Consider the following 13,717-nt stretch of genomic DNA (forward strand, 5'->3'; position numbering starts at 1 on the left):
CCGCTCAGTCCTCCGTCGAAGCCGACACCGACGCGGCCGGGGCCTGCTCGGCGGCAGCGGTCTTCTTGGCCGCCGCCTTCTTCGTCGTGGTCTTCTTCGCGGTGGTCTTCTTGGTGGTGGCGGCCTTCTTGGCAGGAGCCTTCTCCGCCGTGGCCTTCTTGGCGGCGGTGGTCTTCTTCGCCGCCGTCTTCTTGGCCGTGGCCGTCTTCTTGGCCGTGGCCGTCTTCTTGGCCGTGGCCGTCTTCTTGGCCGCCGCCTTCTTCGCGGGCGCCTTCTTGGCCGCCTTCTTCGCCGCGGTCTTCTTGGCGGGCGCCTCCTCGGCGGCCTCCTCGGTGACCTCGGCAGCCGCGGCGTCGCCCGTGCTCACGGCGTCGTCAGCGGGGACAGCGTCCGTGGGAGCCTCCGCGGCCGGTTCGGCGACCGGCTCGGAGACCGTTTCAGCAGCCGGCTCGGCGGACGGCTCCGGTGCGGCCTGTGCCGCCGCCGGGGCCTCCTCGGCGACCTTGGGCGAACCCGCGGGCGCCGACGCCTTACGGGTCGCACGGCGGCGCGGACGGGCCGGCGCGGGCTCGGCGGCCGGTTCCGGCGCCGCTGCGGGCTCCGGCTCGGCGGCCGGTGCCGGCTTGGGCTCGGCGGCCTCCACCACGATCGCGGCGGCCTCGGACGCCTTGGGCGCACCCGCCGGGGCGGACACCTTGCGGCTGGCGCGACGGCGGCCACGGCCGCGTACGCCACCGGCTGCCGCCTCGGCCTCCGCCGGGCTGCCGAACCACTCCTCGGTGTCGGCCACCGCGGGCTGCAGCTCGGCCTCGGTCACCGCGACCGGCTCCAGCTCCGGGTGCTCACCGGCCCGCGCGCTCTCCGCGTCCTGGTGCTCGTCGTGGTGCTGGTGGTCATGGTGCTGGTGGTCCTGGCCGGACGCGCCGCCCTTGCCGCCCTTCTTCTTGCGCTTGCCGCCGCCACCGCCGCCGGCCGAGGACGGCTGGTCCATGTGGACGATGACGCCGCGGCCGTTGCAGTGCACGCACGGCTCGGAGAAGGACTCCAGCAGGCCCTGGCCGACCCGCTTACGGGTCATCTGGACCAGGCCCAGCGAGGTGACCTCGGCGACCTGGTGCTTCGTACGGTCGCGGCCCAGGCACTCCAGCATCCGCCGCAGCACCAGGTCCCGGTTGGACTCCAGCACCATGTCGATGAAGTCGATGACGACGATGCCGCCCAGGTCGCGCAGCCGCAGCTGGCGCACGATCTCCTCGGCCGCCTCCAGGTTGTTCCTGGTCACGGTCTCTTCGAGGTTGCCGCCCTGGCCGGTGAACTTTCCGGTGTTCACGTCGATGACGACCATGGCCTCGGTCTTGTCGATCACCAGCGAGCCGCCGGAGGGCAGCCAGACCTTGCGGTCCAGCGCCTTCATCAGCTGCTCGTCGATGCGGTACGTCGCGAAGACGTCGACGTCCGAGGTCCACTTCTGGAGGCGGTCGGCCAGGTCCGGCGCGACGTGCGCGACATAGCCGTGGATGGTCTCCCACGCCTCGTCACCGCTGACGATGACCTTCGAGAAGTCCTCGTTGAAGATGTCGCGCACGACCCGGACGGTCATGTCCGGCTCGCCGTACAGCAGGCTCGGCGAACTGGTGGAGCCCGCCTTGGCCTTCTTCTGGATCTCCTCCCACTGCGCCTGCAGGCGCTCCACGTCGCGGCGCAGCTCGTCCTCGCTGGCCCCCTCGGCGGCGGTACGGACGATGACGCCCGCGTCCTCGGGGACGATCTTCTTCAGGATCTGCTTCAGGCGCGACCGCTCGGTGTCCGGCAGCTTGCGGCTGATGCCGGTCATCGAGCCCTCGGGCACGTAGACCAGGTAGCGGCCGGGCAGCGAGACCTGGCTGGTCAGGCGGGCACCCTTGTGGCCGATCGGGTCCTTGGTGACCTGCACCAGCACGGACTGGCCGGACTTCAGCGCGGTCTCGATGCGGCGCGGCCCGTTGGCCATGCCGAGCGCCTCGAAGTTGACCTCGCCCGCGTACAGCACGGCGTTGCGGCCCTTGCCGATGTCGACGAAGGCGGCCTCCATCGACGGCAGGACGTTCTGCACCTTGCCGAGGTAGACGTTGCCGACGTACGACGTCGACTGCTCCTTGTTGACGAAGTGCTCGACGAGCACGTCGTCCTCAAGGACGCCGATCTGGGTGCGCTCGCCGCTCTGGCGGACGACCATCACGCGCTCGACGGCCTCGCGGCGCGCCAGGAACTCCGCCTCGGTGATGATCGGCACCCGGCGGCGGCCCTGCTCACGGCCCTCGCGGCGGCGCTGCTTCTTGGCCTCCAGACGCGTCGAGCCCTTGATGGACTGGACCTCGTCGGACGGCTCGTCCTTCTTGCGGGGCTCGCGGACCTTGACGACCGTACGCTCCGGGTCGTCGCCACCCTGCGGGGCGTCCCCGTCACCGAGGTCACCGCTGCGACGGCGGCGGCGACGGCGCCGGCGGCTGCTGCTGGAGCCGCCGCCCTGCTGCTCGTCCTCCGCGGCCTGCTCGTCCTGCTCCTCCTCGGCGGCGGGCTGCCCGGCGTCGGACTGCGGCGCCTCGTCCGGCTGCTCGTCGCTGCCGTCGGCGGCCTCACCGCGACGGCGGCGGCGGCCTCCGCGACGGCGGCGGCGCGAGGGGCGGTCGCCCGACTCGTCGTCACCCTGCGCGGCGTCGCCGCGCTCGTCGTCGGTGTCGTCGGCGTCGTCGTCGGCGTCGTCCTGGAGGTCCTGCGCGTCCTGGACGGGCTGGGCGTTCGTGTCGTTCTGAGCGGGTGCCTGCTCGGCCGCGGGCTGCTGCTCGGACTCGGCGGCGGCGCCCCGGCGGCGACGGCGGCGGCCACCGGACGCGGGCTGCTCGTCCTGCTCGGCGGCGGGCTCCTCGGCGGCCTGCTCGGCCGCGGCGGCGGCCGCTGCCGCGGCGGTCTCCGGGGTCTGGAACATCGGCTCGGTGAAGACCGGCGCCTGGAAGACGGCCGTCGGCGGGCGACGGTCGCGGCGGCGGGAGCCACGGGTGGGCTCCTCCGGCGCGGCCTCGGCCTCGGCGCGCGGCTGCTCGGCGGCGGGCTGCTCCTGCTGCGGGGCCTCGGCCTTACGGTCGGTGCGGCGGCGCGAGCGGCGGCGCGGCGCGTCGTCCGAGCCGGACGCGGCGGTGGGCTGCTCGCCGGCCTCGGGGGCGGCAGCGGCGGCCCGGCCGCTCTCCGCGGCGTCGCCCGCCTGCGGGGAGCCCGCGGGGGCGGTGGCCTTACGGGTGGCGCGGCGGCGCGTACGGGCGGGCTTGGTGTCCTCGACGGGCGCGGCCGGGGTCTCGGCGGCCTGGGCCGCGGCGGTCCCGTCGCTCTCCTCGGCCTCGGACTCTTCCTCGGCGTCGGCCTGCGCCTGTACGGCCGGCTGCTCGGCGACGGGCTGCGGCGAGCCGGCCGGAGCGGTGGCCTTACGGGTGGCACGGCGGCGCGTACGGGCCGGCTTGGCGTCGTCCGACGCGGCGGGCTGCTCCGGGGCCGCGGGCTGCTCGGCGGCGGGCGCGGCGCCCTCGTCGCCGGAGGCGGCCTGCGGCGCGGCGGCAGCGGGCGCCTCGGCGGACGGCGAGCCGGCCGGTGCGGAAGCACGGCGGGTGGCGCGGCGGCGCGGGCGGGGGCTCGGCGCCTCGTCCTCGGCGGCCGGCTGGGTCTCCTGCGGGGCCGGCGCCGCGGCCTCCACGGCCGGCTGCCCGGCGGCGGCCTGCGGCGCGCCGGCCGGAGCGGTGGCCTTACGGGTGGCACGGCGGCGGGTACGCGCCGGCTTGGCGTCGTCCCCGGAGACGACCGTGGAGGCGTCGCTCCGGTCGTCCTGCGCGGCACTCGCGGCCGCGCTGCCGTTGCTCCCGGCGCCGCTGTCCACGGTCACCGGACTCTCGACGGAGGCGCTCACCGCCCCCGAGGGCGGGCCGGCCGGCCGGGAGGCGGCGCGGCGCCGGCGGCGCGGCGGCAGCGTGTCGCTGGGGGTACTGCCCTCGGAGGAGTGCTCCGAGGGGCCGCTGGGTTCGTTGGGCTCAATGGGTTCGAGCATGCGGGCGGTTCTCCCGTCACGCTCCCGGGCGCCACGCCTTGTTCCGGACGCGGCCCGCATGAGATGCGCGGTGCCGCCCTCCGGGGCGCGGGCGCCGCACGGGAGCTGTCGTCTCGCTCGCCGGGCCCGTAGGTCGGGGACCGGCGAAAGTCTGCTGGTCAGTGCGTCTGCCGGACCGGGGTGGCTCCCTGGTTGATCGGCGACGCGACGACGGCGGTCCTTGTGCAGGACCGTCCGGCGCCTCGCGGCACTCAGCCGGCGGCCGTTGTCGTGCCGGCCTCGGCAGCGTCGCGGTCGGGCGCGAGCGGGTCGGTCACCGCGCCGGTCTCCTCATCGAGCAGCCCCTGCGCCAGCCTGGTCACCGCTGCGGGGACCGGCGGCGCCAGGTCGGCCGTAGCTCGGAGGCCGGACAGGACGTCGTCGGGTCGTACGGCAGGTGTCAAATGCCGAACAACCAGCCGCAGTATCGCACAGGCTTTGCCGTCCGGCCTATCGCCCTCGGGGGCGGCGGCTTCGAGGCGGGTGACCGCGGCCCGCGCGTCGAAGGTCCGCATGCCGTTCTTCGTACGGCGTTCGACCTGCACTTCCTCGGCGGCGAGGAACGTCTCGGCGGCCCGTGCCGCCTCGGCGGGCTCGACACCGTCGAGCCGCAGCTCCCACACCGATGCCTGTAGCCGGTCGGCGAGGCCGGAGGTGCGGGCCTCGACCGCGTCGGTGATGTCCAGACCGGCCGGCAGCGACTCGTTCAGCAGCTCCCGGAGCAGCGCCGGATCGCGGCGCTCGGCGAGCTGGATCTCCAGGTACTCGGCCTCGCTGCCGGTACCGGTCGGCGCGGCGTTGGCGTACGACACCTTGGGGTGCGGGGTGAAGCCCGCCGAATAGGCCATGGGGACCTCAGCGCGGCGCAGCGCCCGCTCGAAAGCGCGCTGGAAGTCGCGGTGGCTGGTGAACCGGAGGCGGCCGCGCTTGGTGTAGCGCAGTCGGATGCGCTGCACCGCCGGTGCGGGCGGCGGGCCTTCGGGCTGTCGCTTGCCCAGTGTTACTTCTCCTTGGTGTGAGGGCGCTACTGGACGTCACCCCCGCGTGGGGCGGGGACGGTCCCGGATGACGCCTACCCAGCGTCGCCCAGTCCGGGCCCCCGCGTGGGCGGGGACACGTCGCGCCCGGACGTCTTACCTAGAGTACGTGCCTGCGGTGCCGCCGGTTCCCGCCGGGGCTCCGGCACCCTGGCGCGCTCCGGCTGCTCCGGCGCCCCGAACAGGGCCCGCCGGAGGTCGGCGCGGGTCTGCCGTACGGACTGCCGGGCGGCGGCCAGCGCATGGCGCACGGACCGGCCCGCCTCGCCGGCGGCGCGCCGCACCGGGCGCCACAGGCCGTCCCGTAGGGCGTGGCCCACCGGAGTGAGGACCGTGCGGTACGCCCAGCGGAACGGCTCGACGAGGATCCACCGCAGGAGTGTCCCGAGGAAGCGGCCGACGGCCCGGGAAACGTACCCGGCCACCCGCCAGCAGTGCCCGAACGCGGCACCGGTCTCCCGCACCACGACGGTCACGGCGGCGCCGGCCGCCCGGCCCACCGGGGCGAGGACGTACCGCCACACCGCGACCGCCGGGACGACGACCGTCCACCGTACGAGCGCGGCGACGACGGCCCCGATGCCGCGTACCACCCAGGCGATACCGCGCCCCACGGGTGTCATCACGCACCGGTGGAACCACTGGGCAGGCACCACCACCAGATGCCGTCCGAGCCAGGCCAGTCCCGCCCCCAGCCCGCGGACCACCCACGCGGCCCCGCCGCCGAGCCACATCACGGCATGTCCGACCGGGGTGAGAATCCAGCGGTACACCCACACCGCCGGCACCACGACCAGCCAATGCGCCAGCCAGGCCACCGCCACGCCGATGCCCGCCCCGACCGGCACCACCAGATACCGCCACGCAGCGACCCAAGGCCAGTAGAAGACCGCCTTGGCCAGCCAGAGCAGCCCCGCGCCGAAAACCCGCCCGGCCCAGGCGACCCCGTGCCCGACCGGCGTGAGAACCCAGCGGTACGCCCAGGCCAGCGGCGCGACGACCAGCACCCGCCCCAGCCGTCCGAGTCCCCGCCCGACAGGCCGCAGCACCCCCCGGTGCAGCGCCCGCCCACAGACCGCGAGCCCGTCCCACACCATCCGCACCGGCACCACAAGCACCAGCACCACAATCCGCACCGGCAGCCGGACCACCCGCGTCAGACAGCCCTCCCCCGGTTCATGACGCTCGGGCACCCGGTGCCGTTCGTGCCCTTTGGACAGCAACGGCCCACCCGTGGGCTCCATACGGCTTCTTCCCCCTCGTGCCCGATATGAGCACTGTCGCGCACATGCCGCGGCCCGGCCGCCGCGGTACTGCGGGGGCCGGGCCGGGGCACGTACCTGGAACGCTTACTTGACGACGGACAACGGCAGCAGCTTCTTGCCCGTCGGGCCGATCTGGATGCTGGTGTCCATCTGAGGACACACCCCGCAATCGAAGCACGGCGTCCACCGGCAGTCCTCGACCTCGGTCTCGTCGAGGGCGTCCTGCCAGTCCTCCCAGAGCCAGTCCTTGTCGAGGCCGGAGTCGAGGTGGTCCCAGGGGAGGACCTCCTCGTAGGTGCGCTCGCGGGTGGTGTACCAGGCGACGTCGACGCCGTACTCGGGGAGCGTCTCCTCGGCGGCCTTCATCCAGCGGTCGTACGAGAAGTGCTCGCGCCAGCCGTCGAAGCGGCCGCCGCCCTCGTAGACGGCGCGGATGACGGCGCCGACGCGGCGGTCGCCGCGGGAGAGCAGGCCCTCGACGATGCCGGGCTTGCCGTCGTGGTAGCGGAAGCCGATGGAGCGGCCGTACTTCTTGTCGCCGCGGATCTTGTCGCGCAGTTTCTCCAGGCGGGCGTCGGTCTCCTCGGCGGAGAGCTGCGGCGCCCACTGGAACGGGGTGTGCGGCTTGGGTACGAAGCCGCCGATGGAGACCGTGCAGCGGATGTCGTTGGAGTTGGCGACCTGGCGGCCCTTGGCGATCACGTTGACCGCCATGTCGCCGATCTGGAGGACGTCCTCGTCGGTCTCGGTGGGCAGGCCGCACATGAAGTACAGCTTCACCTGCCGCCAGCCGTTGCCGTAGGCCGTGGCGACCGTACGGATCAGGTCCTCTTCAGAGACCATCTTGTTGATGACCTTGCGCATGCGTTCGCTGCCGCCCTCGGGCGCGAAGGTCAGTCCGGAGCGACGGCCGTTGCGCGTCAGCTCATTGGCAAGATCGACGTTGAAGGCGTCGACGCGGGTCGACGGCAGCGACAGGCCGATCTTGTCTTCCTCGTACCGGTCGGCGAGGCCCTTGGCGATGTCGCCGATCTCGGTGTGGTCCGCGGAGGACAGCGACAGCAGGCCGACCTCCTCGAATCCCGTGGCTTTGAGGCCCTTGTCCACCATCTCGCCGATGCCGGTGATGCTTCGCTCCCGCACGGGGCGCGTGATCATGCCGGCCTGGCAGAAACGGCAGCCGCGGGTGCAGCCACGGAAGATCTCGACCGACATCCGTTCGTGGACGGTCTCGGCCAGCGGGACGAGCGGCTGCTTCGGGTAGGGCCACTCGTCCAGGTCCATGACGGTGTGCTTGGACACCCGCCACGGGACGCCGGAGCGGTTCGGCACGACGCGCGAGATGCGCCCGTCGGCCAGGTACTCCACGTCGTAGAACTTGGGGACGTACACGCTGCCGGTCTTCGCGAGGCGGAACAGCAGCTCGTCGCGCCCGCCCGGACGGCCCTCGGCCTTCCAGGCGCGGATGATGTCGGTGATCTCCAGCACGGCCTGCTCGCCGTCACCGATCACCGCGCAGTCCAGGAAGTCGGCGATCGGCTCCGGGTTGAACGCCGCGTGGCCGCCCGCGAGGATCAGCGGGTGCTCGTCCGTGCGGTCCTTGGCTTCGATCGGGATGCCCGAGAGGTCCAGGGCGGTGAGCAGGTTGGTGTAGCCCAGCTCGGTGGAGAAGGAGACGCCGAGGACGTCGAAGGCGCTGACCGGGCGGTGCGCGTCGACCGTGAACTGCGGCACGTCGTGCTCGCGCATCAGCGCTTCGAGGTCCGGCCACACGCTGTACGTGCGCTCGGCGAGCACGCCCTCGCGCTCGTTGAGGACCTCGTACAGGATCATGACGCCCTGGTTGGGCAACCCGACCTCGTAGGCGTCCGGGTACATGAGCGACCAGCGCACATCGCAGGAATCCCAGTCTTTGACGGTGGAGTTGAGCTCTCCACCGACGTACTGGATGGGCTTCTGGACATGCGGGAGAAGCGCTTCCAGGCGCGGGAAGACCGTCTCGACAGGCATCGCGGCGTCTTTCATGAGCTGGCAGGGGTGACCATCCAGCGTACCCCGGGAACCGGGGTCCTGTTGACGGGCGCCGCCCTGGTGGGCGCCGGGTGACGGGTTGGGGACGGTGGGTCACGGGGAGCCGGGACGGGGGCCGGGCGGGGCGGTGGGTCCGCCGCCCCGCCCGGCGCGTCACCCGCGCAGTTTTCCGCGGTGCGCCGGTTTCGACGCCTTCCGCCACACCTCGGGCAGCTCCCGCTCCCGGGCGGCCGCCGCCGCTTCCTCCCGCCCGTACAGCAGTCCGAAGGTGAAGCCGCCCTCCCCCGCGCCGTGCGCCTGTACGGCGAGATCGCGCAGTGCCGCGCGGGCCACCACGCTGTCCTGGTGATCACCGAGGAGCTGCTGCACCCGCTTCATACGGGTGGCGAACTTCTCCGCCGGGCGGCCCAGCGCCGGCCGCGCCGCCTCCGCCGCGTACCGGACGCGCTTGGCCGCCTTGCGGGCGGCGTGCAGTGCCTCGTCGCGCTCCGGCCCGGGCGGCGCCGTCAGCGCGGCCGTCATCCGCCTGTCGAGCCGCCGGTAGTCCTTCAGCACGGCCTTCGCCATCGTCCGCGCCGGCGGGCGCGCCGCAGCCGGGCGCAGTGGCGGTTCCGCGAGGAGGGCGTGCAGGGTCTCCAGCAGCGCGAGGTGCCGCGCTCCGTCCAGGACCGCGAGCAGCGACTGCCGGGAGCCGAGGCGGCGGCGCTGCGACCACAGGCGCAGGCGCGCGGACACCGGCCCCAGCCGCAGTGTCCGCGGCAGGTCCGCCAGCCCCTCACGCAGCCGTTCCGCAAGCACCTCGCGGTCCCGGTCCACGCCCAACTCGCCTGCCAGCCACTTGAGTTCGGCACCGATCGGACCGGTCGCCGTCCGGTCCAGGACCGCGCCGTACGAACGGAAGGCGCTGCGCAGACGGCGGGTGGCGACGCGCATCTGGTGAACCGAGTCGGGCACGTCGCGGCGGACGGCCGGGTCCAGCTCGACGAGGGTGCGGATCTGCTCGTGGACGTAGGCGAGGACGACGTCGCCGGCGGTGCGGGGGGCGGCGTCCGTACCGGTTGCTTTCCCGGCCTTCCCACCCTTGCGGGTCTTCCCGGCCGCCTTGGCGGCCTTGCCCCCACGAGGCTGCCCGGCCGTCTCCGCCAGCGCGCGGGCCAGCTTGGACCCCGAGGTCGCGGGCCGCACTCCTGAGGCCACCAGGACCGCCTCCACGGCGTCCAGGAACGCGGGAGTTCCGTCCCCCACCAGTTCCACCTCGATCTCGCGCCAGCGGACCCCGACCGCCACCCGGCCCGGCGGCGGCGCCTGCTCCCGGTCCTGATCCCGGTCCCGGCCGCGCCCCGCGCCGTCCCCCCGGTGCGCGCCCTCCCCCGGCTCCGCACCGTCCACACGGTGTGCCACCACCTCGTCGACCGCCACCTCGGCCAGCGGCTCGCCCCGCGCGTCCTCCAGCACCCGCAGCGTGCGCCGGGTCCGCAGGTGGGCCACGGGCGCCAGGCGCGTGCCGCGCACCCGGGAGCGCACCAGTGCCGCGAGCTTCGGCGGCAGCCGGTCGGCCAGGGGCGTCCGCACCTCGTCCCGTACGCCGGGGGCGACCGGGAGTTTCAGGTGCCAGCCCGCGTCGCCGCCGCCGGTGCGCCGCCGCAGCGTGATGCCGTCGGCGGCGAGCCGCTGATCAGGGGTGTCGTAGTAGGTGGCGGACAGGACGACGGTGCCCTGGTCCGCGATGGCCGCGACCCCGGCGACGCCGGTCAGGTCGGGCAGTTCGGTGCTGTCGTCGGCCTCGTACTTCCGCTCGATTTCCCGCACGGTGTCCGCCATGGATCGAATCTAGCCGCGTGTGAGCCGTCGAGGCAGTCCCCGACCGGACGTTCGCGCGGGAGCGCGTCGCGCGCCGGACGGGTTCCGGGCTGGCCACGCGGCACCCGGCCCGAAAACAGTTCATCCCCGCACGAACACCTGCGAATGCCGGACAGCTCCTTTCCGGCCGGTTGCGGAAATACGCCGTCTTGCCGTCGGCAGTTGCCGCTCGGACGATCGGTCCCTCATCCCGTGCGGACCGCGGCGGCCACGAGAGCCGCGGTACGTCCGTGCGCCCTTTCACGAGGAGGACCCGATGACCACCAACGGCCGCCAGAGCCTCAGTCCCGATGCGGCACGGCAACTCGCCACCGCCACCAAGACCACCCCGCAGATGCGCGGCATCACCCCGCGCTACCTGCTGCGCGCCCTGCCGTGGGTGGACGTCGAAGCCGGCGTCTACCGCGTCAACCGCCGCCGTACGTTCATCCTCGGCGACGACCGGATCAGCACGTTCTCCGAGGGCGACAGCCACCGCATCGTCCCCGAGGACCTGCGGGAACTGCCGTTCCTGCGGCAGGCCGACGAGAGCCAGCTGCGTGAACTCGCCGAGACGTGCGACGAGGTGACCTTCGAGGCCGGGCAGATGCTGTGCTCGGAGCACGACAGCGCCGACCGGCTCTGGGTGCTCGTACGGGGCCGCGCCGAGAAGCGGGTGACCGGCCGCTACGGCGAGGACGCGCTGCTGGAGATCGTCGGTGACGGCCAGTTCTTCGATCTGGAGGCCTGGGCCAAGGGCGAGTCGCTGCCGTACCGGGTGCGTACGCTCACCCCGGGTGTCGCCTTGTGCATCCACCGTTCCAAGCTGGCCGAACTGGCCGAACGCGACGAGACGTTACGCACCTCGATGGAGACCTACTGCTCCGGCGAGGGGCCGACGCCGGGCGCCGAGGCGCCGGTGGACCTGGCCTCCGGGCACGTCGGCGAACCGGTGCTGCCGGGTACGTACGTGGAGTACGAGGACACGCCGCGCGAGTACCACATGAGCCTCGCCCAGACCGTGCTGCGCGTGCACACCCGCGTCGCCGACCTGTACAACCAGCCCATCGACCAGACACGTGCGCAGAGCAACCTGACCGTGCACGCCCTGCGCGAGCGGCAGGAGTCGATGATGCTCAACCACCCGGAATTCGGCCTGTTCAACCAGGTCGCGCCGGGTATGCGGGTACAGCCGCGCACCGGCGCGCCGACGCCCGACGACCTGGACGAGCTGCTGGCCAAGGTGTGGAAGCAGCCCGCGTACTTCGTCGCGCACCCCCGCGCCATCGCCGCGTTCGGCCGGGAATGTACCCGCCGGGGTGTGCCCCCGGTGACCGACACCCGGTTCGGCAGTCCGCTGCTGACCTGGCGTGGCGTGCCGCTGCTGCCGTCCGACAAGGTGGCGGTCAACGGTGCGGGGACGACGGAGATCCTGCTGATGCGGGTGGGCGAGGCCGAGCAGGGCGTGGTGGGCCTGCGTCCCAGTTCGGTGCCCGACGAGGCGGAACCGGGCCTGTCCATCCGGAACATGGGCGTCGACCAGAAGGCCATCACCTCGTACCTGGTCACGGCGTACTTCAACACCGCCGTCCTGGTCGAGGACGCCCTCGCCGTCCTCCAGAACGTCGAGGTGTCGAAGTACCATGACTACTCCTGAGGTCACGGCGCTCACGGCACCGCTTAGCGCGCTCCTCGGCAAGGGCTCCAAGACGGTCACCGCGGCTCCTGCCTCCGGCACGGATCCGGCCGCGCGTACGGGCACGGCCGCGGACGCGGTCACCGCCCCGGGCATGGGCGCTGTACCGGGCGCGGGGGCGACCGTCGTACCGGCCGCGGCCATGGCGGGCCTGCCGGGGATGCAGCAGGTCCCGAGCGCGGACTCCGCCACGGGCGGCGCGACGTCAAGTGCCGTACCGGGTACGGCTTCCGTGGTACCCGGAGCCGAGCAGTACCCAGGCTTCGGCAGCGTCCCGGGCATGGGCGCGGTCCCGGGCATGGGCGCGGTCCCGGGCATGGGCGCGGTCCCGGGCGCGGACGCCGTTCCGGCCACCACCGGAGCGATCCCCACCACCACCGCATTCCCCACCACCGACACCGTTCCCACCACCCCCGCAGCCCCAGCCCCCGGCGCGGCTCCCACCACCGTCCCCACCGCCTCCGCTCCCCAGCAGGTCCCGGGGTCGCAACGCGGCGCCTTCTCCCCCGAGATGGCGCGTCGCGACGTGCCGATCCTGCACCGGCTGGTCAACGGCCATCCGCTCGTCTGGCTCGACAACGGCGCCACCACGCAGAAACCGCGCCAGGTGATCGAGGCGCTGGCCGCTTTCTACGGTTCGGCCAACTCCAACATCCACCGCGGTGCCCACACCATGGCCCGCGACGCTACCGCCCTGTACGAAGCGGGCCGGGCCGCCGTCGCGGACTTCCTGGGCGCCCCGTCCCCCGAGGAGATCGTCTTCGTCCGGGGCACCACCGAGGCGATCAACCTGGTCGCGCAGACCTGGGGGCGGGCCAACGTCGGTCCGGGCGACGACATCCTCGTGCCCGTGCTGGAGCACCACTCCGACATCGTGCCGTGGCAGCAGCTCGCCGCCGAGACGCATGCCCGGGTGGTGCCGGTGCCGCTTCTGCCGGACGGGCAGATCGACCAGTTCGCCTACGCCGACCTGCTGTCCTCCCGTACCCGGCTGGTGGCCGTCAGCCATGCCTCCAACGTGCTGGGCACCGTCCCGCCGGTGGCGGAGATGACGGCGCTGGCGCACCGTTACGGCGCCAAGGTGCTGGTGGACGGCGCGCAGGCGGTGGCGCACTTCCCGGTCGACGTGCAGGCTCTGGACGCTGACTTCTACGCCTTCTCCGGTCACAAGCTGTTCGCGCCCACGGGCATCGGCGCGCTGTACGCCAAGCCCGAGCTGCTGGCGTCGATGGTGCCGTGGCAGGGCGGCGGGAACATGATCGAGTCCGTTTCCTTCGACCGCACGACGTTCGCGCCCGCGCCGCACCTCTTCGAGGCCGGTACTGGTCACATCTCGGGTGTGGTGGGGCTGCTCGCGGCCCTCGACTGGCTGTCGTCCTTCGATCACGAGGCCATCGCCACGTACGAGACCCAGCTGCTGGCCTACGCGCAGCAGGCGCTGGCGGCCGTGCCCGGCCTGCGGGTACTGGGCGAGGCCCCGGACCGTATCGGTGTGCTGGCCTTCACCCTCGCGGGTCACGACTCGACGGCGGTGGCGCAGGCCCTGGACATGGAGGGCATCGCCGTCCGCTCCGGCCACCACTGCGCGCAGCCGGCCCTGGCCCACTACGGCCTGGACAGCGCCGTACGCGCCTCCCTGGCCCTCTACAACACCCCTGAGGAGGTGGACCGGCTGGCGGCCTCCTTGCTGCGCCTCCAGCAGTCGTCGTGAGCGTCACCGTGAGCTGACCGGGAGCGCCCG

Annotated in this window: 7 protein-coding genes; 2 read left to right on the forward strand and 5 right to left on the reverse strand. The window is 73.4% G+C overall.

Features of this window, described 5'->3' with window-relative positions; translation table 11 throughout:
• Nucleotides 1–4 precede the first annotated feature (4 nt).
• The 5 genes from ACZ4Z1_RS18185 to ACZ4Z1_RS18205 form a co-directional block, all read right to left on the reverse strand.
• On the reverse strand, nucleotides 5–4,069 hold the full coding sequence (locus ACZ4Z1_RS18185; protein WP_468487584.1) for an Rne/Rng family ribonuclease: 4,065 nt from the start codon (nucleotides 4,067–4,069) through the stop codon (nucleotides 5–7).
• 251 nt (nucleotides 4,070–4,320) lie between these two features.
• Entirely contained in the window at nucleotides 4,321–5,064 is a 744-nt protein-coding gene (locus ACZ4Z1_RS18190; protein ID WP_468487585.1) for a TIGR03936 family radical SAM-associated protein, read from the reverse strand.
• Nucleotides 5,065–5,180: 116 nt separating this feature from the next.
• Nucleotides 5,181–6,389 carry a hypothetical protein gene (locus ACZ4Z1_RS18195; RefSeq protein WP_468487586.1) on the reverse strand — a complete coding sequence of 403 codons (1,209 nt, stop codon included), beginning with the start codon at nucleotides 6,387–6,389 and terminating at the stop codon, nucleotides 5,181–5,183.
• Between the two features lie 105 nt (nucleotides 6,390–6,494).
• The gene (locus ACZ4Z1_RS18200; RefSeq protein ID WP_468487587.1) at nucleotides 6,495–8,420 is read right to left on the reverse strand and encodes a TIGR03960 family B12-binding radical SAM protein; all 1,926 of its coding nucleotides are present in this window, start codon (nucleotides 8,418–8,420) and stop codon (nucleotides 6,495–6,497) included.
• A gap of 174 nt (nucleotides 8,421–8,594) precedes the next feature.
• Nucleotides 8,595–10,262: a CYTH and CHAD domain-containing protein gene (locus ACZ4Z1_RS18205; protein ID WP_468487588.1), complete on the reverse strand. Its 1,668-nt coding sequence runs from the start codon at nucleotides 10,260–10,262 to the stop codon at nucleotides 8,595–8,597.
• Nucleotides 10,263–10,557: 295 nt separating this feature from the next.
• Here ACZ4Z1_RS18205 and ACZ4Z1_RS18210 point away from each other — a divergent pair, with 295 nt between their 5' ends.
• Entirely contained in the window at nucleotides 10,558–11,937 is a 1,380-nt protein-coding gene (locus ACZ4Z1_RS18210) for a family 2B encapsulin nanocompartment shell protein (protein ID WP_468487589.1), read from the forward strand.
• Nucleotides 11,924–13,687: a SufS family cysteine desulfurase gene (locus ACZ4Z1_RS18215; protein WP_468487590.1), complete on the forward strand. Its 1,764-nt coding sequence runs from the start codon at nucleotides 11,924–11,926 to the stop codon at nucleotides 13,685–13,687. Before ACZ4Z1_RS18210 ends, ACZ4Z1_RS18215 begins: the two co-directional genes overlap by 14 nt.
• The last annotated feature ends 30 nt before the right edge of the window (nucleotides 13,688–13,717 follow it).

The organism is Streptomyces sp. NPDC030165 (genome assembly GCF_055573595.1).

Excerpts from the sequence above, each read along its gene's own strand:
- ACZ4Z1_RS18210 (WP_468487589.1), top strand. The coding sequence starts at position 10,558 with ATGACCACCAACGGCCGCCAGAGCCTCAGTCCCGATGCGGCACGGCAA.
- ACZ4Z1_RS18200 (WP_468487587.1), bottom strand. The coding sequence starts at position 8,420 with ATGCCTGTCGAGACGGTCTTCCCGCGCCTGGAAGCGCTTCTCCCGCAT.
- ACZ4Z1_RS18215 (WP_468487590.1), top strand. The coding sequence starts at position 11,924 with ATGACTACTCCTGAGGTCACGGCGCTCACGGCACCGCTTAGCGCGCTC.
- ACZ4Z1_RS18185 (WP_468487584.1), bottom strand. The coding sequence starts at position 4,069 with ATGCTCGAACCCATTGAGCCCAACGAACCCAGCGGCCCCTCGGAGCAC.
- ACZ4Z1_RS18195 (WP_468487586.1), bottom strand. The coding sequence starts at position 6,389 with ATGGAGCCCACGGGTGGGCCGTTGCTGTCCAAAGGGCACGAACGGCAC.
- ACZ4Z1_RS18205 (WP_468487588.1), bottom strand. The coding sequence starts at position 10,262 with ATGGCGGACACCGTGCGGGAAATCGAGCGGAAGTACGAGGCCGACGAC.